22 protein-coding genes are annotated in these 26,554 nt (G+C 63.2%); 14 read left to right on the forward strand and 8 right to left on the reverse strand.

Annotated features, from left to right (window positions below; all coding sequences use genetic code 11):
• The first annotated feature begins 103 nt into the window (after positions 1–103).
• The 9 genes from cmk to G4Y73_RS04895 all read left to right on the forward strand — a co-directional run bounded on the left by cmk (position 104) and on the right by G4Y73_RS04895 (position 9,051).
• Positions 104–832, forward strand: a complete 729-nt coding sequence (gene cmk, locus G4Y73_RS04855) for a (d)CMP kinase (RefSeq protein WP_164230020.1) — start codon at positions 104–106, stop codon at positions 830–832.
• Between the two features lie 85 nt (positions 833–917).
• Entirely contained in the window at positions 918–2,639 is a 1,722-nt protein-coding gene (gene rpsA / locus G4Y73_RS04860; protein WP_276207520.1) for a 30S ribosomal protein S1, read from the forward strand.
• A gap of 68 nt (positions 2,640–2,707) precedes the next feature.
• A complete protein-coding gene (locus G4Y73_RS04865) occupies positions 2,708–3,001 on the forward strand; it encodes an integration host factor subunit beta (protein WP_164230024.1) in 294 nt (97 codons plus the stop codon).
• 7 nt (positions 3,002–3,008) lie between these two features.
• A complete protein-coding gene (locus tag G4Y73_RS04870; protein ID WP_164230026.1) occupies positions 3,009–3,281 on the forward strand; it encodes a lipopolysaccharide assembly protein LapA domain-containing protein in 273 nt (90 codons plus the stop codon).
• A complete protein-coding gene (gene lapB / locus G4Y73_RS04875; protein WP_164230028.1) occupies positions 3,274–4,443 on the forward strand; it encodes a lipopolysaccharide assembly protein LapB in 1,170 nt (389 codons plus the stop codon). The genes G4Y73_RS04870 and lapB overlap by 8 nt, the downstream gene beginning before the upstream one ends.
• Positions 4,443–5,465, forward strand: a complete 1,023-nt coding sequence (locus G4Y73_RS04880) for a glycosyltransferase family 4 protein (protein WP_164230030.1) — start codon at positions 4,443–4,445, stop codon at positions 5,463–5,465. The genes lapB and G4Y73_RS04880 overlap by 1 nt, the downstream gene beginning before the upstream one ends.
• On the forward strand, positions 5,462–7,354 hold the full coding sequence (locus G4Y73_RS04885; protein WP_164230032.1) for a nucleoside-diphosphate sugar epimerase/dehydratase: 1,893 nt from the start codon (positions 5,462–5,464) through the stop codon (positions 7,352–7,354). Before G4Y73_RS04880 ends, G4Y73_RS04885 begins: the two co-directional genes overlap by 4 nt.
• A gap of 16 nt (positions 7,355–7,370) precedes the next feature.
• Positions 7,371–8,429, forward strand: coding sequence for an alpha/beta hydrolase-fold protein (locus G4Y73_RS04890; protein WP_164230034.1), 1,059 nt, complete (start codon positions 7,371–7,373; stop codon positions 8,427–8,429).
• A gap of 46 nt (positions 8,430–8,475) precedes the next feature.
• Positions 8,476–9,051: a NifU family protein gene (locus G4Y73_RS04895; protein ID WP_164230036.1), complete on the forward strand. Its 576-nt coding sequence runs from the start codon at positions 8,476–8,478 to the stop codon at positions 9,049–9,051.
• Between the two features lie 653 nt (positions 9,052–9,704).
• Here G4Y73_RS04895 and G4Y73_RS04900 read toward each other — a convergent pair.
• The 3 genes from G4Y73_RS04900 to G4Y73_RS04910 form a co-directional block, all read right to left on the reverse strand.
• Positions 9,705–10,046: a cytochrome c gene (locus G4Y73_RS04900; protein WP_164230038.1), complete on the reverse strand. Its 342-nt coding sequence runs from the start codon at positions 10,044–10,046 to the stop codon at positions 9,705–9,707.
• Positions 10,043–10,381, reverse strand: coding sequence for a c-type cytochrome (locus G4Y73_RS04905; protein WP_164230040.1), 339 nt, complete (start codon positions 10,379–10,381; stop codon positions 10,043–10,045). The genes G4Y73_RS04900 and G4Y73_RS04905 overlap by 4 nt, the downstream gene beginning before the upstream one ends.
• Before the next feature lie 153 nt (positions 10,382–10,534).
• The gene (locus G4Y73_RS04910; protein WP_164230042.1) at positions 10,535–10,927 is read right to left on the reverse strand and encodes a hypothetical protein; all 393 of its coding nucleotides are present in this window, start codon (positions 10,925–10,927) and stop codon (positions 10,535–10,537) included.
• Positions 10,928–11,045: 118 nt separating this feature from the next.
• Between G4Y73_RS04910 and G4Y73_RS04915 the strand changes: the two genes are divergently transcribed.
• Together G4Y73_RS04915 and G4Y73_RS04920 are read left to right on the forward strand one after the other, a co-directional pair.
• Complete coding sequence (locus G4Y73_RS04915) at positions 11,046–12,209, forward strand: acyl-CoA dehydrogenase family protein (protein WP_164230045.1); 1,164 nt, start codon at positions 11,046–11,048, stop codon at positions 12,207–12,209.
• A gap of 206 nt (positions 12,210–12,415) precedes the next feature.
• The gene (locus G4Y73_RS04920) at positions 12,416–14,659 is read left to right on the forward strand and encodes a transketolase C-terminal domain-containing protein (RefSeq protein ID WP_164230048.1); all 2,244 of its coding nucleotides are present in this window, start codon (positions 12,416–12,418) and stop codon (positions 14,657–14,659) included.
• On the opposite strand, the gene G4Y73_RS04925 is transcribed toward G4Y73_RS04920, so the two are convergent.
• Positions 14,647–15,324 carry a hypothetical protein gene (locus G4Y73_RS04925; protein ID WP_164230051.1) on the reverse strand — a complete coding sequence of 226 codons (678 nt, stop codon included), beginning with the start codon at positions 15,322–15,324 and terminating at the stop codon, positions 14,647–14,649. The two genes, G4Y73_RS04920 and G4Y73_RS04925, sit on opposite strands and share 13 nt — an antisense overlap.
• Before the next feature lie 91 nt (positions 15,325–15,415).
• On the opposite strand from G4Y73_RS04925, the gene icd reads away from it, so the two are divergent.
• From icd to G4Y73_RS04940, 3 genes are all read left to right on the forward strand, one after another.
• Complete coding sequence (gene icd / locus G4Y73_RS04930; protein ID WP_164230053.1) at positions 15,416–16,669, forward strand: isocitrate dehydrogenase (NADP(+)); 1,254 nt, start codon at positions 15,416–15,418, stop codon at positions 16,667–16,669.
• Positions 16,670–16,675: 6 nt separating this feature from the next.
• Complete coding sequence (locus G4Y73_RS04935; RefSeq protein WP_164230056.1) at positions 16,676–17,479, forward strand: nitrilase-related carbon-nitrogen hydrolase; 804 nt, start codon at positions 16,676–16,678, stop codon at positions 17,477–17,479.
• A gap of 109 nt (positions 17,480–17,588) precedes the next feature.
• Positions 17,589–20,516, forward strand: a complete 2,928-nt coding sequence (locus G4Y73_RS04940; RefSeq protein ID WP_164230058.1) for a TonB-dependent receptor — start codon at positions 17,589–17,591, stop codon at positions 20,514–20,516.
• Between the two features lie 715 nt (positions 20,517–21,231).
• Here the strand turns inward: G4Y73_RS04940 and G4Y73_RS04945 are convergent.
• The 4 genes from G4Y73_RS04945 to G4Y73_RS04960 form a co-directional block, all read right to left on the reverse strand.
• A complete protein-coding gene (locus G4Y73_RS04945; protein WP_164230061.1) occupies positions 21,232–23,235 on the reverse strand; it encodes a prolyl oligopeptidase family serine peptidase in 2,004 nt (667 codons plus the stop codon).
• A 79-nt stretch (positions 23,236–23,314) separates the two neighbouring features.
• The gene (lexA, locus tag G4Y73_RS04950; protein WP_164230064.1) at positions 23,315–23,935 is read right to left on the reverse strand and encodes a transcriptional repressor LexA; all 621 of its coding nucleotides are present in this window, start codon (positions 23,933–23,935) and stop codon (positions 23,315–23,317) included.
• Positions 23,936–23,971: 36 nt separating this feature from the next.
• Positions 23,972–24,535 (reverse strand): Slp family lipoprotein, encoded by a 564-nt coding sequence (locus G4Y73_RS04955; RefSeq protein WP_164230066.1) that lies wholly within the window; start codon positions 24,533–24,535, stop codon positions 23,972–23,974.
• 34 nt (positions 24,536–24,569) lie between these two features.
• Positions 24,570–26,549 carry a DUF3488 and transglutaminase-like domain-containing protein gene (locus G4Y73_RS04960; RefSeq protein WP_164230068.1) on the reverse strand — a complete coding sequence of 660 codons (1,980 nt, stop codon included), beginning with the start codon at positions 26,547–26,549 and terminating at the stop codon, positions 24,570–24,572.
• Positions 26,550–26,554 lie beyond the last annotated feature (5 nt).

Here is a 26,554-nt window from a genome sequence, read left to right on the forward strand (position 1 = left end):
GTTGGCTGGTTTGCTAGTTCGATAATAGCCGCAGGTGGAGTCGGCCTATAATCGCGTGCCAACAAGCCAACAAGCCAACAAGCCAACAAGCCAACAGAATCCAGTGAACCAGCCAACCAGCCAACCAGCCAACCAGCCAACCACCGGCGAACCGCCGGTCCTCACCATCGATGGCCCCTCCGGTGCCGGCAAGGGCGCGGTTTCCGCGGCTGTGGCCGAGCGCCTGGGCTGGCATCTGCTCGATTCCGGCGCGGTTTACCGGGCGGTGGCGCTTGCGGCGCTCGATCGCGGCGTGGATGCCGGGGACGAGGCGGGGCTGGTGGCCCTGTGTGAAGGGCTGGACCTGCGCTTCGAACCGGGGAAGGACGGAATTGCCGTGCTGCTCGACGGCGTGCCCGTCGACCAGAGGCTGCGCAGCGAAGCGGTTTCCCTGATGGCCTCGCAGGTGGCTTCCCAGCCGGAAGTGCGGCGCGCCCTGCTGGGGCTGCAGCGGCAGTTCCGGCAGTTACCGGGCCTGGTGGCGGACGGGCGCGATATGGGCACGGTGGTGTTTGCCGATGCCCCGGTCAAGGTATTTCTCGACGCCAGCGTCGAGGAACGTGCGCATCGGCGGCATAAACAGTTGAAAGAAAAAGGAGAAAGTGTTAAATTCTCCCGTCTTTTTCGCGACCTCGCCGAACGCGACCGCCGCGATCGTGAGCGGGCCGTTTCGCCGACGGTTCCGGCCGATGATGCGGTGGTTGTCGATTCGACCGAATTGGCGCTGGACGAGGTGGTGCAGCGACTGCTCGGCCTGGTCGAGGAACGACTGGGTCGCGAAGAGAAAAATTGAGTCGAGTACCGGCCCCGCGTGTGCGGAGGTCGGATTTTTTCACGAGCGTCTTTCGTGACGCGGAAACCAAGAGAGAAAGCGGACCTTGAATGCTAACGCCGCGCAGATCTTGCAGGAAGAACCAAGCGTAATGACCGAATCCTTTGCCGAACTATTTGAACAGAGTATTGCCGAGAAGGACCTTCGCCCCGGTGCGATCGTCATGGGCAGAATTGTCGATATCCGAGACGACGTGGTCGTCGTCAATGCCGGACTGAAGTCCGAGGGTATCGTTCCCATTCACCAGTTCCGCAAGCTCGATGGCGAGCTGGAAGTGGAAGTGGGCGACGAGGTGGAAGTGGCGCTGGATACCGTCGAGGACGGTTTCGGCGAAACCCGCCTGTCGCGCGAGAAGGCCAAGCGGGCCCGGGTCTGGACCAAGCTTGAACAGGCTCATGAAAGCGAAGACAACGTGATCGGTCAGATTTCCGGCAAGGTCAAGGGTGGCTTCACGGTCAACATCGACGGTATTCGGGCCTTCCTGCCCGGGTCGCTGGTCGACGTTCGGCCCGTGCGCGACCCCGCCTATCTCGAGGGCAAGGACCTCGAGTTCAAGATTATCAAGCTCGACCGTCGTCGCAACAACCTGGTGGTCAGCCGCCGCGCAGTGGTCGAACACGAATATGCCGCCGAGCGCGAGGACCTGATCGAACGCCTGACCGAGGGCGCAGTGGTCAAGGGTGTGGTCAAGAACCTCACCGACTACGGTGCATTCCTCGACCTGGGTGGCATCGATGGTCTGCTGCACATCACCGACATGGCCTGGAAGCGTGTGCGCCATCCGTCCGAGGTCGTGGACGTCGGCGATGAACTGGAAGTGCGCGTGCTGCGCTTCGACCGCGAGCGCATGCGCGTTTCGCTCGGTCTCAAGCAGCTTGGTGACGATCCCTGGGAAGCTATCGATCGCCGCTATCCGCCGACCAGCCGCATCTTCGGCAAGGTCACCAACATCACCGACTACGGCTGCTTCGTCGAAATCGAGGATGGCGTCGAAGGCTTGGTCCACGTTTCCGAAATGGACTGGACCAACAAGAACGCCAACCCGGCCAAGATGGTGCATGTCGGCCAGGAAGTCGAGGTCATGGTGCTGGATGTCGACGAGGAGCGTCGCCGCATCTCGCTGGGCATGAAGCAGTGCACCCCGAACCCCTGGGAAGCCTTTGCCGCCACCCACAACAAGGGTGACAAGGTCTCGGGCGCGATCAAGTCGATTACCGACTTCGGCATCTTCATCGGCCTGGAAGGCGGCATCGACGGCCTGGTGCATCTGTCCGACATCTCCTGGATGACTCCGGGCGAGGAAGTCATTCGCAACTATCGCAAGGGCGAGGAACTCGAAGCCACCGTGCTGGCCGTCGATCCGGAGCGCGAGCGCATTTCGCTGGGCATCAAGCAGCTCGAGCAGGATCCGTTTGCCACCTACATGGCGGAACATCCACGTGGTTCGATCGTGACCGGCACCGTCAAGGAAGTCGATCCCAAGGGTGCCGTGGTCGAGCTGGCTGACGGCGTCGACGGCTACATCAAGGCCTCCGACCTGGCCAAGGAGCGCGTCGACGACGCCACCAAGGTGGTCAAGGAAGGCGACGAGATCGAAGCCAAGTTCGTCGCCCTCGACCGCAAGTCGCGTAACCTGACCTTGTCGATCCGGGCCAAGGATGACGACGAGCTGGCGGACGCGGTCGACCAGTACAAGCGTTCCGGGAGCGGCGGCAGCACCACGCTGGGCGACCTGCTCAAGGAACAGCTGGAAAACAAGGACGACTGATACGGCATCGTGGCGCCGGTGCCATCGCAACGTGATGGCGCCGGCTCTGCACCGCACGGGGAGCGGCTATGACAAAATCCGAATTGATCGAACGCATGGCCGGGGAGCAAAACCACCTCAGCCAGTCCGACGTCGAGCTGGCGGTACGCTGTGTTCTCGAGCAGATGAGCCGTGCGTTGTCGGAAGGGGAGCGGATCGAGATTCGCGGATTTGGAAGCTTTTCCCTGCACTATCGTCCGCCCCGCATGGGGCGCAATCCCCGCACCGGCGAATCGGTTGCCCTGCCGGGCAAGTACGTGCCGCATTTCAAGCCGGGCAAGGCCCTGAGAGAACGAGTCAACCTCGACCCGTCGTCGGACTGACGGGCGCATGTTCCGCTGGACTCTGATCATTTTCATACTGCTGGCCGCGGTCGCCGGCCTGGTCCTCGGTGTTCTCAATGCCGAGCCGGTAGCACTGGATCTGGTCTTCGGCCAGTTCACGCTACCGCTGGGCGGGCTGGTATTGTTGGCCCTGGCTGCGGGCATCCTGCTCGGCTTGCTGTTGGCCTGGTTGCTGTTCATTGTGCCGGGACGCTTCCGTCGCGGCAGGAGTCAACGAAAAGACAAGGGGACCGACCTGGCAGACCATCGGAATGCCTGAGCTGGTTTTGCTGTTCCTGCTTCTGCCCCTGGCCGCCGCCAGCGGTTGGTACCTGGCGCGTCGTCAGAGCGCGCGGCTCAGCCGCAAGAAGAATCATGCGTTCTCCAGCAACTATTTCCGTGGCCTGAACTTCCTGCTCAACGAGCAGCCCGACAAGGCCATCGAAGTCTTCCTCAAGCTGGTCGAGGTCAATCCCGACACGGTCGAAACACACCTGGCGCTCGGCAGCCTGTTTCGTCGCCGTGGCGAGATCGACAAGGCCATTCGCTTCCACAAGCACATCATTACCCGGCCGGGCCTGACCGACGAGCAACGCTCGCAGGCGCTGATGGAGCTGGGCGAGGACTACATGCAGGCGGGCCTGCTCGACCGTGCCGAGTATCTGTTCTCCGATCTGCTCGATCATGACGATTCGCATGCCCGGCCCGTTCGCCAGTTGCTCGACATCTATCAGCAGGAAAAGGACTGGGAAAAGGCGATCGCGCAGGCGCGCCGCCTGCGCCGGGTCGACGGTGAGAGCGCTTCCGACCTGATTGCGAATTTCTACTGTGAGGTGGCCCGCCGGCACCTGGACCAGGACGAGGTCGAACCAGCCCGGCAGGCGCTGCGCCAGGCGCGCCGCTACGATCCCGAAAGCGCCCGGGCGCGCCTGATCCAGGGTGAAATCGCTGCGCTCGACGGCGAGTGGGAAGATGCCTCGGAGCTTTTCCGCCAGGCCTGCGAACTCGACCCGGATTGCCTCAGTTTTGCCTTTGAGCCCCTGTTGGAGAGCCATCGGCGGGCCGAGCAAATGGAGGAATTCGAGGAGTGGCTCGAGGCTCTGGTCGAGCGCAGCCCCATGACGACTGCCATCCTGGCCCTGGCCCGGCTGAAGGCCGGATCCAACCCGCAGGCTGCCGTGGAATTCCTGCTGACCCACTTGTCGAAACGCCCGACCGTGCGTGGCCTGGACTATCTCATCGACCTGGTCTACCGGCAGGGGGTGAGTCTCGACGAGGTCGGTCCGGAGCTGATCCAGGACATCCTGCACCGGTTGCTCGAGGGCCAGCCGATCTACCGCTGTCAGCACTGTGGCTTCAGCAGCGGTTCCTGGCACTGGCTGTGTCCGAGCTGCCGGCGCTGGAATACCACGCGAGCCATCACCGGGGTGCTCGGCGAGTGATGCCCGAGGGCTCCGGCTGGTGGCTGTTCGGTTTGGCGGCACTGGTTTCGGCCGGGCTGATCTGGCCGATTCGACGTTGGCTGCTGCACGCGCAGCTGCTCGACCTGCCGGAGGCGCGGCGCAGTCATGCCGCGCCGACGCCCCGCGGCGGTGGCGTGGCAGTTGTCGCCGCCCTGACCGTAACCTGGCTGTTCTGGCCGCAACTTTATCCGGCCGGACGGGAGATCATGGCACTGGTTTTGGTGATGGCCGCCGTTGGTTGGCTGGAGGACCGGCATGCGGTGTCCCCCGCCTGGCGCCTGGCGCTCCAGGTGGTGGCGACGGCCGGGCTTCTGGCGCTGGTCGGTGGCATCGAGTCGATCACGGTTTTCGGCCACAGCGTCTCAGCCGTCTGGCTGTGGAGCCTGCTCGGTGGCCTTGCCGTGGTCTGGCTGATCAATCTCTACAATTTCATGGATGGTTCCGACGGGCTGGCGGCTGGTCAGGGGGTCTGGGCGGGGCTGGTCAGCGCCGGCCTGTTTCACGCTGCCGACCAGCCTGGTTTGGCGCTTCTGGCCATGGCTGCTGCCGGTGCCTGGGCCGGTTTCCTGGTCTGGAACCGTCCGCCGGCGCACATTTTCATGGGCGATTCCGGCTCGCTGGCCCTGGGTGCGCTGGTCGGCGCAATGGCGGTGTTCGGCGCGGTCAGCGGGTCGATCAGTGTCTGGATCAGTTTCATGATCTCCTCGTTGTTCGTGATCGACGCCACGGCGACCCTGGTGGCGCGGGTTCGCCGCGGGGAGCGGTGGTATACTGCGCACCGGCAGCACGCCTACCAGCGTTTGCTTGATCTGGGCTTCAGCCACGGTCGGGTACTCGGGGGGTACATGCTGGTCAACGTGCTCGTGGTGTTGCCGGTGGTGGCCGTTGCGTCCGGTCGTCCCGACCTCGACACCGCACTGGCCCTCGGGCTGGCGGCAGTACTACTGGGCGCCTGGTGGGCTGTCCAGCGGACCGCGACGACGAATAACGACAAGGCATGAGTGTGAGCGAACAGCCGGAAAAACGCGGGGCGATCCTGAACATGCGTGCGCTGGTCGTCGTCCATGACCTGATCATGGTGGCCCTGGCGTGGACACTGGCCCGGCTGGCTGCGGTGTGGTTGCTCGATGGCAATGGCATCCAGTGGCAGCAGCTGGCGCTCGAGGTCAACCTGATCCTCATGCTGCAGGGCTTTCTGCACTGGCGCGCCGGACTCTATCGAGGCGTGTGGCGCTTCGCCAGTCTGCCTGATCTGGGTAACCTGCTGCGTGCCGCGTTTCTTGCCGCGGTTTCCTGCGCGGCGGTCCTGCTGGTTCTCGAAGCGCCGCTGGAATTGCTGGTGCTGATGGTCTGGCTCTTCCCAGCATTACTGCTATTCAACCTGGGTGTGCCCCGACTGACCTACCGCGTCTTCAAGGATATGCGTCTGGAAGTGCATCGCCGGCGCCATACCCGGCGTACCGTGATCCTTGGCGCCGGCCGTTCGGGCCGTCTGCTGTTGCCGGAGCTTCGTCGACGAGGCGGCTTCGATGTGGTCGGTTTTCTCGACGACGATCGCAGACTCCGCAATGCGGAAATCGACGGGGCGCCGGTTCTGGGCGATATCGAAAGCCTGCCGCGTATCGCACGCGAGGCCGACCTCGACATGGCAGCCATTGCCATTCCGTCGGCGACCAACGCCCAGATGCAGCGCGTCGTCGAGATCTGTGAGCGGGCCGGTCTGGAATTCAGGACTGTTCCAACGATCAAGGAACTGGGCGCTACGCTGACCCGTTTCGATGACCTCAAGCCAGTGGCCATCGATGACTTGCTCGGGCGTGAGCCGGTGTCGCTCGACTGGGAGTCGATCCGCGCCGGACTGACCGGCAAGCGCGTGCTGGTCACCGGCGGCGGGGGTTCAATCGGCGCCGAGCTGTGCCGCCAGATCGCCCGTCTGGACCCGGCCGGCCTGGTCGTGCTCGACAACAGCGAATTCAATCTCTACAGCATCGATTACCGGCTTCGGTCGGAGTTCCGTGACCTGGTGATCGAGACCGTGCTTGGCGACGTGTGCGATTCGGCCACGGTCGAGACCGTGATCAAGCGGGCCCGGCCGGAGGTGATCTTCCATGCGGCCGCCTACAAGCATCTGCCGATGCTGCAGAATCAGGTGCGCGAGGCGTTCCGCAACAACGTCGTCGGTACTCGGCGCGTGGCCGATGCGGCGGTGCGCTACCAGGTCGGTACTTTTGTCCTGATTTCCACCGACAAGGCGGTCAACCCCTGCAACGTCATGGGCGCGACCAAGCGCATTGCCGAGCTGTATGCACAACACCTCAACCAGATTTCGGACACGCGCTTCATCACCGTGCGTTTCGGTAATGTGCTCAACTCGACCGGTTCGGTCGTGCCGCTGTTCAACGAGCAGATCCGCAACGGCGGACCGGTGACCGTCACCCATCCGGAAATTACACGCTACTTCATGACCATTGCCGAGGCCGGCCAGCTGATCCTGCAGGCCTGCGTGCTCGGTCGCGGTGGCGAGGTGTTCGTGCTCGACATGGGTGAGCCGGTGCGCATCAGCTTCCTGGCCGAGCAGCTTATCCGGCTGGCCGGCAAGGAGCCGGGGCGCGATATCGAGATTGTCTATACCGGCCTGAGGGCGGGAGAAAAACTGTTCGAGGAGTTGTTCCACGAGGATGAGTCCTACGCCAAGACCGCGCACGAGAAGATTTTCCTGTCGCGCGGTGCCAGCCAGGGGCTGGACGGCATCGACGCCCGGCTCAAACGCGCCGAGGCGGCCGTGCTGCGCTACGACAACAACGAACTCAGAAGCATTCTGCTCGAACTGGTGCCCGAGTTGGGCAAGGTGCCGCGTCGCGATCGCCGCGTCATTCCATTGACCGGGTAGGCTGGCAGGCTCCGGCATGAGTGAGCAGGGCACAAGCGGCCGGAATTCACTGCGCCCCGGGCCGGTCGAACATCAGGGGCGCCTCAGCTTTCTCGAGCACGATTCGAAGCTGCTGGCCGGCAATGCGCTGGGCGACCCCACATATCGCAGACACCCCGTGTATCTCCCGGCCGATTACGATCGTCAGGAAGACCGCCACTACCCGGTGCTGTGGTGCCTGGCCGCCTACACCAACGCCGGTCCCGGCCAGGTCAACTGGCGCAACCACGGTGAGAATCTGCCGCAGCGACTCGACCGCCTGATTGCCGCCGGCGACATGCCGCCGGTGATCGTGGTTTTCCCGGACTGCTACACCAGCCTGGGCGGCAACCAATACGTCAATACCTCGGCCATGGGCGCTTACGCCGATTACTTGATCGAGGAATTGATCCCGGCCGTGGACGGTGCCTTTCGAACCATTCCCGAGCCCGCCGCCCGGGCGGTATTCGGCAAGTCCTCGGGTGGGTTCGGTGCGCTGCACCTGAGCCTGTCGCATCCGGGGCACTGGGCGGCCGTCGCCAGCCACGCCGGTGACGCCGGCTTCGATCGCGTCTATCTGCGCGATTTCCCGCTTGCAGCCAGCGTGCTGGACGGATTCGACGGCAATCTCGAAGCGTTCGTGCGGGCCTTCTGGCGCGCCAAACGGCCTTCGGGCAGTCATTTCCATACCCTCATGACACTTTGCCTGGCGGCCAGCTACTCGCCCGAACCCGGGGCGCCTCTTGGGCTGCGCCTGCCGTTCGACCTGGAAACCTGCCAACTCGACGAGGCAGTCTGGCAGCGTTGGCTGGCTTTCGATCCGGCCCGGCGCGCAGCCAGAGAGGCTGAGGCCCTGGCCGAACTGAGCGGACTGTGGATCGACGCCGGCAGCCGCGACCAGTATTTCATCCAGTTCGGCACCCGCCAGATGCACCGGGCCCTCAACGATGCCGGCATTGCGCACCACTTCGAAGAGTTCGACGGCACGCATTCGGGCATTGACTGGCGCTATGACCACAGCTTGCCCTGGCTGTCGCAGCGGTTGAAAGCCGGCTGATGCGCCGGCACATTTCTACCACACGCCCGTAACCGGATTTTTCTTCATGCTGACCGTAACCCCTGCCGCACGCGACTATTTTTCCGATCTGCTCGGCCAGCAGCCCGACGGCACCAACCTGCGCCTGCGCGTCATGAACCCCGGCACGCCCTCGGCTGACGTCGAGCTGACCTACTGCGGCCCGGGCGAACAGGCCGACAGCGATGAGGATGTGGACTGCCAGACCTTCCATCTGTTCGTCGAAAAGGTATCGGCCGAGACCCTCGACGGCGCGATGATCGATTTCGAGACCAACCGCATGGGCGGTGAACTGTGCATTCGGGCCCCCGGCCTGAAGGGCAGGGCACCGGCCGACGATGCGCCGCTGGAAGAACGAGTCGCCTGGGTGCTGGAAACGAAGATCAACCCCATGGTCGCCTCCCACGGCGGCAGCGTCGGCCTGGTGAAAGTCACCGAAAGCAACGACGTCGTGCTGCAGTTTGGCGGCGGCTGCCACGGCTGCGGCATGGTCGACGTGACCCTCAAGCAGGGAATCGAGACGACGTTGCGTCAGGCTGTGCCTGAGGTGCGGGAGGTGGTGGATGCCACTGATCATGCCAGTGGCGACAATCCCTACTATTGAGTTTTTTGGTGCTGGCGCTGGGGTGGTCGCTGGCGCTGGATTGGCTGACGCCACCGGTCGCTGTGCGGGCCTCGACAAGTCAAAAGCGGTTCCGCCCGCCTGCTTCGCAGGCTGATGGCGGGCAACTTTTTTCCCGCGCGAAAAAAGTAGCCAAAAAACGCGCTTAAAAGCAGGCGGTTACGCCTCGAAAATCTCGCCGCGGAGCGGCTTCACAGACTACGGCTGGGGCTTCGCTTGGGCCCGGCTGAGGAACATGCTGGCTTGCGATGACGCATGCAGCGGCCCGCGTCTGGCACAACGACTTCGAGTGACGTCCTGCCCTGGAGGTCTGTCCCATCCTTAATCGAAGCCGACCCCGATCGAGGTCGTGCTGTCTGGGTGCGGGCTACGCCCAGGCGTTATCGAAAACGCCCTGTTTCACGACCGAGCACTAGCGACGGCAAGAGCGGTATCTCCGTTAAGCCCTGGAGACTTCTGGTCCTGCGGAACAACCGCGTCTTTTAAGCGCACTTTTGGGTACTTTTGTTGCAAGCGACAAAAGTACCTCGCCCAAAGAGCTTGCGAAGCAAGCCGGGCGAAACAGAAGTTGACTTGTCGAGGCTCGCACAGCGACCCGTGGCGTCAGCCAATCCAGCTCCTGCAAAGCAGGCGGGCTATTTATTGCCAATCACCGGCGTAACCAACCCCTCTTGCCGGGAATACCAGGCTGCCAGGTCGGCGATGTCCTGATCGCTCAGATCCCCGGCGAAGCCGTTCATCAGGGCATTCTGGCGATCGCCGGAGCGATAGGCCTTGAGGGCGTACTCGAGGTAGCCGGCGTGCTGGCCGGCGAGGATCGGGGTGTTCTGATCGACGGCCTCGTTACCGTTCTTGCCGTGGCACGCCTGGCAGGCCTGGGATTTCTCCAGCCCTCGGCTGGGATTGCCGGCCGCCAGGGCCGTCTGGCCGGAAATCAGGATGAAGAGCAGGGCGACAGTCGGGGCGAGGTACTTCATGAATCGTCTCCTTCGCTCAGGCTGACGAAATAGGCGGCGATGTCGCGAATATCCTGGTCATTCAGCGTGTTGGCCTGTGCCTGCATGGTGGGATGCTGACGATCCCCCGCGCGATAGGCTTCCAGGGCCGAGACGATATAGCCGTAGGTCTGGCCGCCGATTTTCGGCACCGGGTAGGTGGGATAGACATTCTGCTGCCAGGGCACGCCATGGCAGCCGAAGCAGGTGTAGGCAATCTCGCTACCGCGCTCGGGGTCCCCGTCATTCTGACTTTGGGCAAGCGCGCCGTGACTCAGCATTGCCGCGAAGGCAACGACAAGGATTCGCTTCAGCATGGAACTTCGCCAGTGAGATATTGATCAATCGCATATTATACCCACCCCGTTTGCCAGGGTGGAACTTTCGAGCGTGCATCGGGGCGCCGACCTGGCCGCCGCGGGCCCGGTCGGCCGGGCAGGGGCCGGTGACCAGGTTGCTGAAAGAACGGATCAGCGAACTTCTTCGATCACCAGTTCGTAAGGCGTTTCGAGGTCGCTGCGGTTCCACTTGCCGCGGACGCGGTAAATGTGCCCTTCCTCGAGCGTCAGTTCGAAGTCGACGTCTTCCGTCCACTTGCGCTTGCTTTGTCCGACTTTCGCCTCGGTGTATTCGGCCGGAATCCGGGCGGTCAGTGTGTAGGTGCCGGGGTCCAGGTTAAGCCGCTTGCGCGGGACGATATCTTCGCCGTCGATGGCCGTGAACTGAATCTGGAACAGGTTTTGAACCTGATTCGCCGGATAGCCGAGTACCCGCGCCTTGGCGGGCGCCGGATTTGCAGCAAGGGCAAACTGGAAGACGGCGACCAGGACGATGCCGGTCACAATGGCGATGCGATGTTTCATGGTCCACCTCCGTGTCGAAAGGCTCTTGGGGCTCTCGGCCCGTCCGGACATGACGTCCTTCCCGGTCCGATCACGTACAATGCGCCTGTCTCTCAACTCTACCCGATATTGACATCAAATGCGCTCACTCGATCCCCTCGATCTGTACGAAATCAACGACCTGCTGACCGATGAAGAGCGGATGATCCGCGACTCCGTGGCGCGGTTCGTCGATGAAAAGGCCCTGCCGTTGATTCCGAAGTGTTTCGAGGAAGGGCGTTTTCCCTCGGAGCTGATTCCCGAAATCGCCGACATGGGGCTGCTGGGCTCCAGTCTGGAAGGCTACGGCTGTGCCGGTCTCAATGCAGTCAGCTACGGACTCATCTGCCAGGAGCTCGAGCGCGGCGATTCCGGCCTGCGCAGTTTCGTGTCGGTGCAGTCCTCGCTGTGCATGTATCCCATCCATGCCTTCGGCTCGGAGGAGCAAAAGGAGCACTGGCTGCCGAAGATGGCGGCTGGCGAGGTCATCGGCTGCTTCGGCCTGACCGAGCCGCACGGCGGTTCCGACCCGGCCAACATGAAGACCCGGGCGAAACGCGACGGTGATGACTGGGTGCTCAACGGCGCCAAGATGTGGATCACCAACGGCACGGTTGCCGATATCGCCATCGTCTGGGCGATGACCGACGACGGTGTGCAGGGCTTTATCGTCGAAAAGGACTTTGACGGCTACGCCGCGCGCGATATTCACGCCAAGATGTCGCTCAGGGCCTCGGTCACTTCCGAGCTGTACTTCGACAATGTGCGCGTGCCCGATGCCAATCGCCTGCCCGGTGTGACCGGCCTGAAAGGGCCGCTGTCGTGCCTGAGCCAGGCGCGCTATGGCATTACCTGGGGGCCGATCGGTTCGGCCGTCGCCTGCCTGCGCGAAGTGCTCGACTACAGCCAGGAACGCGAGCTGTTCGGGCGTCCGGTCGCCGCCACCCAGAGCGCGCAGATCCGCATGGCCGACATGGCAAGGCGCATCACCTCGGCCCAGCTGCTGTCCTGGCGCCTGGGCAAGCTCAAGGATGCCGGGCGTATTCATCCGACACAGATTTCGCTGGCCAAGTGGAACAATGTGCGCATGGCAATCGACATCGCACGCGATTGCCGCGACCTGCTCGGCGGGGCGGGGATTACCCTGGAGTACGCGGCCATCCGTCATGCCCTCAACCTGGAATCGGTGATTACCTACGAGGGCACCGAGACCATTCACCAGCTGGCCGTGGGGCGCGAACTGACCGGCCATAGCGCGTTTTGAAAAAACAATCTGTCCACAGATGAACACAGATGAACACAGATTTAAATAAACAATTCTTCTCGGGGGCGTTCGTCTCGCGGGGAGGTCGTGCATTCATTGTCAATTCCAGAACGACTGTCTCTGTCTCTGTTTTTTGAGTGATTTGCTTTTTTATCTGTGTTTATCTGTGTTCATCTGTGGACAATAATTTAAAGACTCTTTGCAGCATGGCCAGTAATCCTTCTACTTCCCGTCAAATAAATCGCGCCGAAGTCGTCGACCGCAACTTCCTCGACCACCTCGATGCCATCGAGGACGGGCGCGTGCCGGTGTTCGATCGGCCGGGGATGCCCAACACCGATCTGCTCGAGCTGTTCGACAGCCAGATGACTTCGCGCCAGATCGACTTGATGGCGCGCATCAAGCGGTTGGAGAACAAGGTCTTCTATACCATCGGCTCGTCCGGGCACGAGGGCAATGCCCTGGTCGGCCGGCTGACCCGGGAGACCGACCCGGCCTTTCTGCATTACCGTTCCGGCGCCTTCATGGCCGAACGCTACCGCAAGAAGAGGGGCCTGGACTTCATTCTTGACACCTGCCTGAGTTTTGCCGCGGCGCGTGACGATGTGGCTTCCGGCGGTCGTCACAAGGTCTGGGGCCGGCGTGACCTGTGGGTGTTGCCGCAGACCTCGACCATCGCCAGCCACCTGCCCAAGGCGGTCGGCACCGCGCTGGCGATCGCCAACGGCTCTGGCGGGCAGCACGATCTTCCGGTGCCTGACGATGCCATCGTGGTGTGCAGTTTCGGCGACGCCAGTCTCAACCATGCCGCGGCGCAGTCGGCCATCAACGCCTGTGCCTGGTCGCGCCACCAGAGCCTGCCGGTGCCGATCCTGATGGTCTGCGAAGACAACGACATCGGCATATCGGTGCCGACGCCGACCAATTGGGTGGCCGACAGCATGCGTGCTCGCCACGGTATCGATTACCACTACGCCAATGGCCTGGACCTGGTCGAAGCCCACGACGCGGTCGCCCGGGCGGTTGATGCCTGCCGCCGTCGTCGCCGGCCGACCTTCCTGCACCTGAAGACCACGCGCCTGATGGGCCATGCCGGCACCGATTTCGAGATCGAGTATCGGCCCAGTCACGAGCTGGAAGCGGTCGAAGCCAGGGATCCGCTCAAGCTTTCGGCCGAGGCGGTCATCGGCCGCGGGCTGATGACGCCGGTCCAGATTCGCGAGCGCTACCGGACGCTGGCCGAACGCTGCCTGGCCGAGGCCGACCGGGCCGATGGCGCCGGGCGCATCACGACGCGCGAGGAAGTGATGCGACCGCTGGCACCGCTGACGCCCGACGCGGTCGCCGAGGAAGCCCGTCGCATGCCCTCACTGGATGCGCGCAAACGCATTTTCGGCAACGAGCGCCTGCTGCCCGAACACCAGCCGGCCAAGCACCTGGCGGTGCAGATCAACCGGGCATTGACCGACCTGATGATCAAGTATCCCGAGGCGCTGGTCTTTGGCGAGGACGTGGCGCGCAAGGGTGGGGTCTATACCGTCACCAAGGGCCTGGCCTGGCGTTTTGGGCCGCGCCGGGTGTTCAACACCCTGCTCGACGAGACCACCATCCTGGGCCTGGCCCAGGGCTACGGCACCATGGGTTACCTGCCGATTCCCGAGATCCAGTACCTGGCCTATTTCCACAATGCCTGCGACCAGATTCGCGGCGAAGCCTGTTCACTGCAGTATTTCTCCAACGGGCAGTTTCGCAATCCGATGGTGATGCGCATCGCCAGCCTGGGCTACCAGAAGGGTTTCGGCGGGCATTTCCACAACGACAACTCGATGGCTGCACTGCGCGATATCCCCGGCCTGATCATCGGCTGCCCGTCGCGCGGCGACGACGCCGTGCTGATGCTACGGACCCTGACCGCTCTTGCCAGGGTCGATGGGCGGGTCTCGGCCTTTCTCGAGCCGATTGCGCTGTACATGACCAAGGACCTGTACCGGAAGGATGACGGTCAGTGGAGCTTTCCCTACCCGGCGCCCGGCGAGTTTCTGCGACCCTTCGCAGCGCGTGTGTACAACGAGTCGGCCACCGACCTGCTGGTCGTGACCTTCGGTAACGGGGTGCCCATGGCGCTGCGATGCGCGCGCGAACTGGAGGAGTCGGCCGGCGTTGCCGTTCGCGTACTCGACCTGCGCTGGCTCAAGCCGCTCGATATAGAGGCGATCGCGCAGCACGCCGGTCAATGTCGCTCGGTGGTGGTGTTCGACGAGGGCCGTCCCGATGGCGGCATCGGCGAGGCGGTGGTCACCGCGCTGGTCGAGGCCGGGATGCATAATCGACCGGTCCGGCGCCTGACCGGGGCCGACTGCTACATCCCGCTTGGCGATGCCGCCAACCTGGTGCTGGCCACCGAGCAGGAGTTGCTGGCAAGCTGCCGTTCGGCGCTTCAGTCGGCCTGAGTCGGGGGGTTGCGGCGCCAGGGATCCGACCGATCCACCGGCCGGGGCCTTTCCCTTCCGCAGGAACTTGCCATCGGTACGGCCACGGACATCCACGGGTTGAAAATTTCTGCGCTGGTGGGCGCGCGGGTCCGTACGCAGACGACCTGGCCGCTGGCCGTGACGACACGCGCATTGTGGCTGCCGTCATTGCCCTGCCAGCGGTCAAGCGATGGCGTCACCCGGCCGGTGTACTGATTGAGCCAGCCCGGCTGGGAGGGCAGTTCGGGCACGCTTCCGAATTCAAGGTCCCCGCTATCGTCGGTTGCTTCGCTTTCACGACCCATTTTGCGGGCAACGGCCAGCAACTGTCCCCGGATTGCCCGGGGATTCGGTGAGGCCGTGGTATCGGCGTGTTCGGGCGGTGGCGAATCGGTCGCCGGTACTTCCGGCGCCTCGTCCGCTGACGCCATTTCCTCCGCGACGGCCTGATCGGGCTCGTCCGGCTCCGGGGCCGGGGGGTCCGGTTCTGTCGCGGGAGGCGAGGGCGGCCGGGCAGTGAGATCTACGCGCAGGGTGGGGGCTTCGGTTGGGGTTTCATCGAGGTCGGGGCCGGGTAGCGGCAAGAGCAGCAGCGACAGGTGCAGCAGTACCGATAAAGTCAGAACGCCGGCGGCCGGCCACAAGCTCCTTCTGTCCCCGTTCGATCCCATGTCCGGCAGTGTCTGAACGTTCAGCGATGGTAAACTAGTCGCTTTCGCGTTAAGAGGACGAAAAATGGGTTTCAAGCACGTCTCAATGCCCGATTCGGGCGAGAAGATTCGCGTCGAAGACGGCAAACTGGTCGTCGCCGATGAGCCGGTGCTGGGCTACATCGAAGGCGACGGCATCGGTGTCGATATCACGCCGGCCTGTCTGAAGGTCTGGGATGCCGCGGTCGAGAAGGCCTACGGCGGCAAGCGCAAGGTGCACTGGGCTGAGCTCTACCTGGGCGAGAAGGCGGCGGGCATCTACGACGGTGATTACTTCCCCGACGAGACACTTGAAGCCATCAAGGACCTGACGGTGGCCATCAAGGGTCCGCTGACGACCCCGGTGGGCGAGGGCTTTCGTTCGCTCAACGTGTCCCTGCGCCAGACCCTCGACCTCTATGCCTGCGTGCGACCGGTCAAGTACTACCAGGGCGTGCCCTCGCCGATGAAAAAGCCCGAAGACTTCGATGTGGTGATCTTCCGCGAGAATACCGAGGACGTCTATTCCGGTATCGAATTCGAGTCGGGCACGGCCGAGAACGAAAAGCTGGCCAAGTTCCTGCGCGAGGAAATGGGCGCGAAGTTCTTCGAGGGCGCCGGCCTGGGCGTCAAGCCGATTTCCGAGTACGGCACCAAGCGCCTGGTGCGCAAGGCGATCGAGTACGCGATCGAGAACGAGCGCGAGTCCGTGACCCTGGTGCACAAGGGCAATATCATGAAGTTCACGGAGGGCGCCTTCCGCAAGTGGGGCTACGAGCTGGCTGCCGAAGAGTTCGGGGAGGTGACGATCACCGAGGACGAGCTGTGGGACAAGCACGACGGCAAGCGCCCCGAGGGCAAGATCGTCATCAAGGACCGCATCGCCGACATCATGTTCCAGTTGCTGCAGCTGCGTCCGGGCGAGTTCGATGTGCTGGCGACCATGAACCTCAACGGCGACTACCTCTCCGATGCGGCCGCCGCTTCGGTCGGCGGCATCGGCATCGCACCGGGCGCCAACATGGCCGACCACGTGGCGGTGTTCGAAGCCACTCACGGCACCGCGCCGAAGTACGCCGGCCAGGACAAGGTCAACCCGTCCTCGCTGCTGTTCTCCGGCGTGATGATGTTCGACTATATCGGCTGGCCGGAAGTCGGCCGCCTGATCGAGGAAGCTTTCGAGAAGGTGGTTGTCGGCGGTACGGTCACTTATGACTTCGCCCGCCAGCGCGACGATGCCACCGAGGTCAAGACCTCGGGCTTCGCCGACGCCCTGGTTGAGGCCATCCGGAAGGCCTGATCGGCCATGGCAACGCCCGTTGCCCAAAGCCTCGAGGTCGGCCTGCTCCAGGCCGACCTGGCCTGGCAGGACCCGGAAACCAATCGCCGCCGCCTGGCGGCGATGATGGACAGCCAGCCGGGCTGTGATCTCTACGTCCTGCCCGAGACCTTCACCACCGGATTTCTCGGCGATGAAGGCCTCGAGGCCGAGACCATGGACGGCCCGAGCGTTGCCTGGATGCGTGAGCAGGCCCGGGCGCGCCAAGCGGCAGTGGCCGGCTCCCTGGTCATTGCCGATGGCGAGGGCAGGCGATTCAACCGCCTGGTATTCATGCCGCCCGACGCCGAACCGTTCCTTTACGACAAGTCCCACCGCTTCACCTACGGCGGCGAGGATCAGCGTTATACCGCGGGCAAGGGCCCGGTCGTGGCCGAATGGCGTGGCTGGCGCATCGATTTGCAGATCTGCTACGACCTGCGCTTTCCGGTCTGGTGTCGCAATGACCGCGATTTCGACGTCCAGCTGTTTGTGGCCAACTGGCCGGCGCCGCGTGCCGAGCATTGGCGCAGCCTGCTCAAGGCCCGGGCGATCGAGAACCAGGCCTATGTCATCGGCCTCAATTGCTGCGGGCGTGACGGCAATGGTCTCGACTACCAGGGTGACAGCGTGGTGCGGGGGCCGGACGGCTCGCGCCTGCTCGAACTGGGGTATGCCGAGAGCTGCGGGCGCACATCGCTCGATGGGACGCGGCTGCGTGAGCTGCGCCAGCGCCTGCCATTCCTCTCTGATCGGGATGAATTTTCGCTTGTCGAGCGCGAACGGTCCTGATAAGGTTTCGCCAGCTTAGTAAAAAAAATGCTAAGTCTTCCCGGTTGCGCTTGTTCCCCCAAGGGGTGGAAGCTATAATCGCGTAACGTTTTCGTAACAAGAGGGTTAAATGATGTCTTTACTCAAGCGTAAGAAGCTGGTGACGGCCACCTGGCTGGCCTTGCTGGCATCTGCGGGTCTGGCTGTCGCCCCGGTCTGGGCGCAGGACCAGGATGCCGACGAGGAAACCGCTGCGGAAGAACAGGAAGAGCAAGTCGATGAGCTGGAGCGAGTGACCGTTACCGGCTCGCTGATTCGCCGCGACGAATTCACCTCCGCCTCGCCGATTCAGGTCATTACGGCCGACACGCAGGTGCAGATGGGTCAGGTCGATACCGCCGAATTCCTGCAGAGCTCCAGTGTCGCTGCCGGCTCGACTCAGCTCAACAACCAGTTTGCCGGCTTTGTGGTCGAGGGCGGCACGGGCGTGAACACCCTGTCGCTTCGCGGTCTCGGCGCCCAGCGTACGCTTGTGGTTCTGAATAACCGTCGCCCCGGTGCGGCCGGTACCCGTGGCCAGGTCGGCGCATTTGACCTGAACGTGATTCCGTCGTCGATCATTCAGCGCGCGGAAATTCTCAAGGATGGCGCGTCCTCGATTTACGGTTCCGATGCCGTGGCCGGTGTCGTCAACGTGATTACCCGCCGTTCGGTGGACAGCCCCGAACTCAGCGTTCGCGCGGCCGTTCCGCTCGAGGGTGGCGGCGAAACCTACGATGTCTCGGGCGCGTATGGCTTGAATTTCGATTCCGGCAGCATTGTATTTGCCGGCGAATATCAGCTGCGTGAATCCCTGACGGTTGGTGAGCGCGACTTCCTGCGCTGCGGCCGTGATCGCATCACCGACGGCGAAGGCCGTTGGCTCGATCGCCGCGACCGTTCGACCCTGCAGGGGACCGAACTGGCCAACTGCCCCAACCTGTATGCCAATACCGCCATCGATGCGGTCTTCGGTGATCGTTACATTCCGTCACCGGATGGAGTGACCATCGGTTTGATGCCGGGCTATCGTCCGCGCCAGAACGGCACCTTTGCCAACAGCCCGCATGCCTTCTACGAAGACTGGCTGAACTTCCCGTTCACTGGTTCGGCCACGGCCATCAACCGACAGGAGCGCAGCAGCTTCTATGCTTCCTCCAACTTTGACCTGGATTTCCTGGGTGGAGTCGAGTGGAACACCGAGTGGCTGGCCACGCGGCGTGAAACCGAAGCCCGCGGCTGGCGTCAGTTCTTCCCGCTGACCGGCGGTACCACGGCGCTGATTCCGTCGTTCCAGTATCCGGGCAACGATACGTTCTTTTCACCCGTGCCGTCGGGGATTGCCCTGCCGGTCATGCCGTACCCGTCCAACACGGATGTCCAGGTCGATTTCTACTATTTCGCGACCGGATTGCAGGGTGATCTGAACTTCGGCAACAACTGGACCTGGTCGCTTGATACCTCGTACTCCTACTCGGATGGCGACTACACGCGCAACTCCATCGTCGCGTCGCGTTCCGGCGACATCCAGTTCGACCCGGATGGTCCGGACGTCAATTACTTCGATCCCTGCTTCCTCAGCGGCGATTGCATGGACCAGCTGATTGATGCCGTTGGCGCTAACCACACTGGCAACACCATCTACGACCAGTTCGTATTGAACGGCATCATCACCGGTGATCTGTTCGATGTTCCGGCTGGCCCTGTTGGTGCAGCCCTCGGTGTCGAGTACCGCACCTTCAGTATCGATGACCAGCCCAGTCAGCTTACGCTGGACGGCGATCTGTGGGGCGAAAGCTCCGCCGGTCGAACCAAGGGCGATGACACCGTGAAGGAAATCTTCGGCGAAATCGAGGTTCCGATCCTTGCCGGTCGACCCTTCTTTGAAGAGCTGACCTTCAACGGTTCGGTCCGGAGCTTCGATTACGATTCCTCGGGCACCGACGTGGTATGGAAGGCGGGCCTGAACTGGCAGATGACCCCGTCCCTGCGTTTGCGCGGCTCGAAGGGTACGTCTTACCGTTCGCCGGCCCTGTTCGAGCTGTTCCTGGCCGACCAGACGGCCTTTGCGGGTCAGCTGGCCATCGATCCCTGCATCGAGTGGGGTGACAGTTCAAACGAGAACATCCGCAGGAACTGTGCCGCCGTAGGTATACCGTCGGACTTCCCGGGTGATCCGATCTCGGCCACGATTGTCAGTGGTGGCGGCCTCGGTGTTCTCGAGCCGGAAACCTCTTCGGCTGAAACCCTCGGCTTTATCCTGACGCCGACTTTCGTGGACTTCAGCCTGGCGGTCGATTACTTCGAGATCGAAGTCAACGATCAGGTCAGTCAGCTCGGTGGCGGTTCGATCGTCGGCGGCTGCTACGGCGCTCCGGTCTTCCCGAACAACTTCTGCAACCTGTTCGACCGCAACCCGGGTGACCATCCGGACCGTCCGTTTGCCATTACCGAAGTGCGTGACTCCTACATCAACGTGAACCGCCAGTTCACCAAGGGTGTGGACACCACCGTGCGCTTTGACCACGCGTTCGCGACCGGCGACCTGGTGGCCGAAGTCAATGCCACCTGGGTCCTGGAGGACGTGCAGCAGCTGTTCGATCCGGGTGTAGCCGACGGTTTCGAAACGGTCGAGCGTGTAGGTACGATCGGACGACCGAAACTGGTCGGTAACTCCCGTGTGGCCTTCAGCAGCGGTGATCTGACCTATACCTGGTTCACCGACTACGTGCGTGAGACCTCGAACGAGTCGCTGGGTGTCAACGAAACCTTCACCTACTTCGGATTCGAAGGTGCACAGCGCACAATCGAAGCCGACAGTGCCTGGTATCACGGTGTCTCGGTCTTCTACGAGCAGCCCCGCTGGACGTTCCTGCTCGGTGTGCGCAACATGTTCGACCAGAACCCCCCGCGCATCTCCAGTGGTGTGGCAGCACGTCGCGGTGAGATTCCGCTGTCGGCCACCCAGTACGATTTGCGTGGACGCACCGCTTACGCTCGCATCAACTTCCTGTTCTGATAGAAAGATCAATCAGACTCTTCAGGGCGGCGCACTGCGCCGCCCTTTTTTTGTCTCGTATTCCCGCCTTGCCAAGACACCGTGACTCGGTCCGGTCCCCTCAGGATCGCAGCGTCGCGTCGAGGCCCCGTGCCTCTGATTCACGCCCCAAGCGTTTCACCCAGCCTTTCTCAGGCCCTGCCATGCAGTAGCGGTGGTCAGTGGTCAGCTGGCGTGATGGGTAAAGACCTTACTTCGGTACCAGGCACCGCTGCGGGGCTCGGGTGAGTGGTTTCGTGGATCGCCCGGACCACGGTGATGCAGGGCTCGTCGGTGAGGTCGTGGCATTGACTCCACCGACCGCCCTGTGTATCGATATGGATGCATTTCAGGCACAGCAGGCCACTATTTGAGCAGAAGGGTGCGAGATCCCGGATAAGCGCTTCGCGCTTTCCGGGATGACACGTCTGGTGCGCCCCATTTCTGAACACGCTTTCCGGGATGACAGGTTTGGTGTGCCCCGTTCAACACGCACTTTCCAGGATGGCAGGTTTCATACGTCCCCTTTGGTACGACAAGCGGGGTCATCCCGGCCCTGAGCCGGGATCTCGCAAATATCCGGTTGGCAAGAGATGGCATGGGAGCAAAAAAACCGCTCTGCCGTGGCAGAGCGGGTGGTCTTTGTTGCCGGGAAGGGCGCGGGCGCCGGCGGTGCCGGGCCCGCGGGAGCGTGTGCTCAGTCGGCCAGGCAGACAGAGTTGAGAAAGTTCTCGATCAGTTCCAGCGTCTCGGTCTGATGACGCGGGTACCAGGGCATGCTGTGCGGCATGTCATCGATCAGCTTGAAGCGAGCCGGGACGTGCTCCTGGACCGCCTTGTAGAAGTTCTCGGCGTGAAATGCGGGTGTGCGCACATCGCGATCGCCGACATAGAGCAGGATCGGGATGTTGGCCTTCTCCGTATTGCGCATGGGGTCCATGCCGGTAACAGTCTGGCCCTGAAGGATGCGCTGCAGCCTGTTTTCACTCCAGGTCGTGCCCAGCCGGCCGAGATCGGAAACCGGGGCTCCTGCAATGGCGCATTGATAGGGGCTGTCTTCGCGCACGGTGGCTGCCACGGCGGCGAAGCCACCGTAGGAATAGCCGAAAATGACCAGGCGGTCCGGATCGGCAATGCCCTGCTCCACAAGCCACTGGGCGCCGTCGTCCTTGTCGTCCTGCATGGCCTGGCCCCACTCCCGGTCACCGGCCAGCCACAGCTCCCGTCCGAGTCCGGCCGAACCGCGGTACTGCGGACGCAGGACCGCAAATCCGCGCGAGGTCAGAAAGGGGACCCAGCCCGAACCGTCCCAGCCGGTAAAGTCGCGCGCCCAGGGGCCGCCGTGTGGATGAATGACGGTCGGCAGGGGATCGTCGCCTTCCTCCCAGTCGACGGGCAGGTCCAGGATGCCCGGAATTTCCATGCCGTCGCGAGCCTCGTAGGTGACCCAGCGCTGTTCACCGACTTCATCGGAGTCGAACCAGGGCCGTTGGCTGCCCAGCGACTGCACCTGCTGGCGGTCGTGCAGCAGATGGTAGGCGGGCGGGTGCTTGTGGCTGGATGTCGTGAACAGCACGGTCGACAGGTCATCGTTGTAGCCGTTGATGGAGATGTTCTGCTCGGGAAAGGCTTGCTTGAGCCCCTGGTGGATGGCGCGGAAATCCGGATGGACATATTGCGTCTGGACCGAGGGGCCGGCCAGTCGGAAGCCGATGACCTGGTTGAAATTGCTGGGCTGATTGCCGAATACCAGGCCGCTGATGGAGTATTCACCATGGCTGAGCAGGGGTTCTTGATCGAATTCACGCTTGGCCGGATCGTACATCCAGGCCTGGACCTGATCGGAAAAGAGGTCGGTCAGCACGTAGTACTTGCCGGAGGCCTCGTCGATACCGACGATATCGACGGAATGTCGATTGGCCAGATCGGTCGAGAGCTTGTCATGTCGTTCGAACTCGCCCGATTCCTGGTTGAGGATCAGGATGCGCTGCGTGTAGCCTTTGCTGTCGCCCTCGATCTCCGTGCGGGTGAGCACTTCACCGGTCCGGGGATGAAAAAGGCCGGGGGTACTGCCTGCGTTCGAGCGGACCAGCAGCTCGGTATCGCCAGTGCGCAGGTCGTAGCGGTAGAAGTTGCCCTGCAGGGCAAGTCCGTTGATCTGCCGAATGATGACCTTGTGCGGGTCCAGCGGCAGGGTGCTCACCAGAGAGGCTTCGCCGCCGATTTCGAGACAGCGCTGGGTCGCCTGGCTCACGCCGAGCCTGCGGACGTTGCTGGCGAAGGCTTCCTCGAATTCACTGTGCTCGACGTCGGTGAGATAGGCCTTGCTGACGAAGGTGCGGGTGGCGCCCGAGAAATTGCCCTCGCCGCAGCCTCCCAGTCGCCCGGTCCACTCCTGGCGGCCGATGACCAGCAGGCGATCGGACTTGAGAGCACTGGCGGCGATGAATTTCATGCGGTCGCCGCTGGGCGTGATCTGCGGGCCTTCATCCATATTGTCGAGATCCCAGGTGGCCAGGGCCGTTTCCCGGTTGTCGGAGCCCGGCAGTGCGACGATGGCGACGAGTTGCTCGCCGTCGACACTCATCGAGACCGACTGGATGTTGGGAACCTTGGCCAGTGCTTCGGCCGGAATGGGTTTGGCGCTTGCCGGTGAAACAAGGAATGCGGCCGCGATTGCCGCCAGAATGATCCGGATCATTTGTAAGAGCCTCACTTTGCTGCGGTGTTTGGACTATCGGATAGGCATTCTACGCGAGCGCCGAATGCGGTGCGCAGGCTTAGAAGCTGCGCAAGCTGCCGACGGCCAGACCCTCGATGGCGAATGCTCGCGTGCTGGAGACCTGGATGTCGGGGTAGCCCGGATTCTCACTTGCGAGAACGATGTTCCCGCCGCGCCGCCGATAGCGTTTGACGGTGACTTCATCGTCGATGCGGGCCACCACGATCTGTCCCGGGCGGGCGTCGGGGGTACTGTGCACGAGCAGTAGATCGCCGTGCTCGATTCCGGCGCCGGTCATGCTGTCGCCACTGACGCGCAACGCGTAATCGGGACGCGGCCTGAAAAGGGCAGCATCGAGGCGGACTTCGTCTTCCTGGTTGACTATCGCCAGCAACGGCGTGCCGGCGGCCACACGGCCGATCAGGGGCACGCTCAGGCTGCGCGAATCGTCGCCCGACAGGTTTTCAGGGCCTTCAGGCAGCACGATGCCGCGGGCGGTGCCGGCGCGCAGTTCGATCGCGCCATGTGCGGCCAGCGCGCGCAAGTGGCATTGGGCCGCGTTGGGCGAGGCAAAACCGAAGTGCTCGACGATTTCAGCGCGCGTCGGCGGCAGGCCTTCATCGCGCATTCGCGCACGAATGAAGTCGAGAATCTCCTGTTGCCGGGCCGTCAACTGCATCGCCTGACTGTATCAAAAAACAGTGCGCTGCGTTGTCTATCGGTGGATCACGATGTGGCTCGAGAAGCGCAGCCGGGGGCCGTAGTACCAGGGATAGTGCAGATAAGGACCCCATGGGTCGTGATACCAGCGCGGATCGCGATAGAGCAAGTCGTGGGGCCGATCGGCCCAGAGGAAGAGCGTGTCGGCTGCAACCCGCGGGTAGACATAAGTGAACTCACCGATCCGGCCCTCGACGAAGCCGGTCAGCCTGCCAATGACGGTGATATCGCGACCGCTCTCGAAGATGGCGGGATCCTCGAAGCCCTGGCGGCAGGCCAGGAAGCGCCCCTCGGCCTGATCGCTGGCCATGGGCCGGGCGTAACGATCGAGCGGCTGGTCGAGGATTTCGATGCAGGTGGATTCGCTGCCCGGGCGGGTATCGACAATGCGACCGCCCCAGCGTACCTGGTCGCCCACGTGTTGATCGGCCGCCTGTTCCGGGGTGATTTGAGCGAAGGAACCTTCCAGCGGTTCCGGCACGGTGGCACAGCCGCCGGCGAGCAGGAGAGTGGCGGCGATCAGGAGTCCGAATCGTTTCGAGGGGAAATGAGTGTTCATTCTGAAAGGGTTCCCTGGCAATGCGTCCAACGCATTAGACGACCGTGGCCCCGCGGGGTTCAGTGCGCCGTGGTCGAAACCGGCGGCTGCGTTCGATAAATTGCTGTTGCTGTGATCGATTCGTGCCCGGACCATAGTGAATCCTGCAGTAGTCGTCGACCAGTGCCTGCAACTCGCCGGCATGGTCGATGCGGGGTGCCAGACGTTCTACCCAGTCCCGGGGTGATTCCTGTGCGCGCTTGCCGAGCCCCCGGCGCGCCATTCGGACCAACAGGCGTTGCCAGGCGCGCTGAACCGGATCGGCTGCGCGCGGGCGATAACCCAGCCAGGCCCAGGCCAGTGCGGATACGACCAGCGCGAGAGCCGCGATCATGATCAGGGCCATGCCGGTGCGCGAGACCTCCGGCAGGCCGAACCACTGCATCAGGCGCCGCTGACGGTCGGAATCGAAGCCCAGGACCCAGTTGTTCCACAGGTACTGCAGTCGGTCGTAGCGGTTGCGCAGGTCGCGTAGCCACTCAGACTCGAACAGCCCGTCGCGCGCTCCGCTGACGCTTTGCGAGCCGCTTTCAACGCGTTCTGGAGAGACCGCGGCGGTCGGGTCGACCCGGGTCCAGCCGCTACCGTCCAGCCACACTTCTACCCAGGCGTGGGCATCGGAATTGCGCACCAGCATGTAGCCACCGTTCTCCTGCCAGTAGCCGCCCAGGTAGCCGGTGACGATGCGTGCCGGAATGTCGGCAAAGCGCATCATCACGGCAAAGGCGGAGGCGTAGTACTCGCAATAGCCGGTGCGCAGATCGAACAGGAACTCGTCGGCGCCATGGCGCGCCAGCGGCGAGGTTTCGAGACTGTAGAAGAAGGGTTCCTCGCTCAGCCAGCGGAGGACGTACGCAACCAGCTCCCGGTCGTCGTCGAAGCGGGCGCGGAGTTCGCGCGCCATGGCCCGGGTGCGTGGATTGCGGTCCCCGGGCAGATCGAGGGCCAGCCGGCGAAGGGGGTCAGACAACTCCGGCATGTCGGTGAATTCCGGATTACTGCGGACCTCGTAACGCTTGAGGGTGGTTACCGGATGACGGCTAGTAATCTGGAAATCGAGCGAGATGCGGGCGTTCTCGGGCGCGCTGACCGGGTAGTCCAGGGCGAACAGCCAGTGGCGCTCGTGGGGTTCGAGCTGAACGCTGTAGCGGTAGTCGTCGCGGCTTGGTGGTACGGGACGGGCGGGAACCCGAGTGGGCAGAAATGCCTGCTCCCAGGTGTCGCCGTCGAAGCGCCAGAGCACCGGCCCGCGCCAGTAGAGTTGCTCGCGCGGTGGCGGGCGGTCGCCGAATTCGGCCCGGAAGGCCGGGGAATCGTCCGCGAACAGGTTGGCGATCGCGCCTGGTGACATGCTGTCGGATAGTCCGGTGCGCCCGTCCATTACCTCATCGGGCAGGCCCCAGAGCGGTTGCGCCAGCCGCGGGAAGGTCACGAACAGCACCAGGGCCACCGGCACGGCGGCCAGCAGCATCACGGCACCGTTGCGCAAAATGCTGCGGCTGCCACCCGGCGCCCGGCGATGACCGCTCTCCACGGCCTGGATGCTGTAGAGCGCGCAGATCGCCACCAGCGCACCGGCGAGCAGGTAGCCGAGATAGACAAGTCGCTCGTTGAACAGGAACTGGGTTGCGACCAGGAAGAAAGACACCGAAGCGACCAGGCGCAGGTCGCGAATTCGCCAGAGTTCCATCATCTTGGCCGCCAGCATCAGGCACAGCAATCCGGTAGCCGAGCGGCGGCCCCACTCGCCACCATAGCTGACAAGCAGCAGTGCAATCACCACCAGCGTCAGCGTGACGCGGAGCCATCCAGGCGGCGCGCGCCAGTCGTATCGTGACGCCAGCAGACGCCAGATACAGGCCGCGACGACGACCCCGGCAAGCACCTGTGGCATGGCCAGCAAGTGGGGGATGGCTGCCACCAGGAATGCGCCCAGGGTCCAGGCAACAGCCGTCAACGGCAAGCGATCACCCATCGTCG

The sequence above is a fragment of the Wenzhouxiangella sp. XN201 genome (genome assembly GCF_011008905.1).
Taxonomy (GTDB): Bacteria; Pseudomonadota; Gammaproteobacteria; order Xanthomonadales; family Wenzhouxiangellaceae; genus Wenzhouxiangella.

What these genes read in the sequence shown, in the direction of transcription:
- G4Y73_RS04865 (WP_164230024.1), top strand. Translation starts at nt 2,708, where the DNA reads ATGACAAAATCCGAATTGATCGAACGCATGGCCGGGGAGCAAAACCAC.
- G4Y73_RS04870 (WP_164230026.1), top strand. Translation starts at nt 3,009, where the DNA reads ATGTTCCGCTGGACTCTGATCATTTTCATACTGCTGGCCGCGGTCGCC.
- lapB (WP_164230028.1), top strand. Translation starts at nt 3,274, where the DNA reads ATGCCTGAGCTGGTTTTGCTGTTCCTGCTTCTGCCCCTGGCCGCCGCC.
- G4Y73_RS04880 (WP_164230030.1), top strand. Translation starts at nt 4,443, where the DNA reads ATGCCCGAGGGCTCCGGCTGGTGGCTGTTCGGTTTGGCGGCACTGGTT.
- G4Y73_RS04885 (WP_164230032.1), top strand. Translation starts at nt 5,462, where the DNA reads ATGAGTGTGAGCGAACAGCCGGAAAAACGCGGGGCGATCCTGAACATG.
- G4Y73_RS04890 (WP_164230034.1), top strand. Translation starts at nt 7,371, where the DNA reads ATGAGTGAGCAGGGCACAAGCGGCCGGAATTCACTGCGCCCCGGGCCG.
- G4Y73_RS04895 (WP_164230036.1), top strand. Translation starts at nt 8,476, where the DNA reads ATGCTGACCGTAACCCCTGCCGCACGCGACTATTTTTCCGATCTGCTC.
- G4Y73_RS04900 (WP_164230038.1), bottom strand. Translation starts at nt 10,046, where the DNA reads ATGAAGTACCTCGCCCCGACTGTCGCCCTGCTCTTCATCCTGATTTCC.
- G4Y73_RS04905 (WP_164230040.1), bottom strand. Translation starts at nt 10,381, where the DNA reads ATGCTGAAGCGAATCCTTGTCGTTGCCTTCGCGGCAATGCTGAGTCAC.
- G4Y73_RS04910 (WP_164230042.1), bottom strand. Translation starts at nt 10,927, where the DNA reads ATGAAACATCGCATCGCCATTGTGACCGGCATCGTCCTGGTCGCCGTC.
- G4Y73_RS04915 (WP_164230045.1), top strand. Translation starts at nt 11,046, where the DNA reads ATGCGCTCACTCGATCCCCTCGATCTGTACGAAATCAACGACCTGCTG.
- G4Y73_RS04920 (WP_164230048.1), top strand. Translation starts at nt 12,416, where the DNA reads ATGGCCAGTAATCCTTCTACTTCCCGTCAAATAAATCGCGCCGAAGTC.
- icd (WP_164230053.1), top strand. Translation starts at nt 15,416, where the DNA reads ATGGGTTTCAAGCACGTCTCAATGCCCGATTCGGGCGAGAAGATTCGC.
- G4Y73_RS04935 (WP_164230056.1), top strand. Translation starts at nt 16,676, where the DNA reads ATGGCAACGCCCGTTGCCCAAAGCCTCGAGGTCGGCCTGCTCCAGGCC.
- G4Y73_RS04940 (WP_164230058.1), top strand. Translation starts at nt 17,589, where the DNA reads ATGATGTCTTTACTCAAGCGTAAGAAGCTGGTGACGGCCACCTGGCTG.
- G4Y73_RS04945 (WP_164230061.1), bottom strand. Translation starts at nt 23,235, where the DNA reads ATGATCCGGATCATTCTGGCGGCAATCGCGGCCGCATTCCTTGTTTCA.
- lexA (WP_164230064.1), bottom strand. Translation starts at nt 23,935, where the DNA reads ATGCAGTTGACGGCCCGGCAACAGGAGATTCTCGACTTCATTCGTGCG.
- G4Y73_RS04955 (WP_164230066.1), bottom strand. Translation starts at nt 24,535, where the DNA reads ATGAACACTCATTTCCCCTCGAAACGATTCGGACTCCTGATCGCCGCC.
- G4Y73_RS04960 (WP_164230068.1), bottom strand. Translation starts at nt 26,549, where the DNA reads ATGGGTGATCGCTTGCCGTTGACGGCTGTTGCCTGGACCCTGGGCGCA.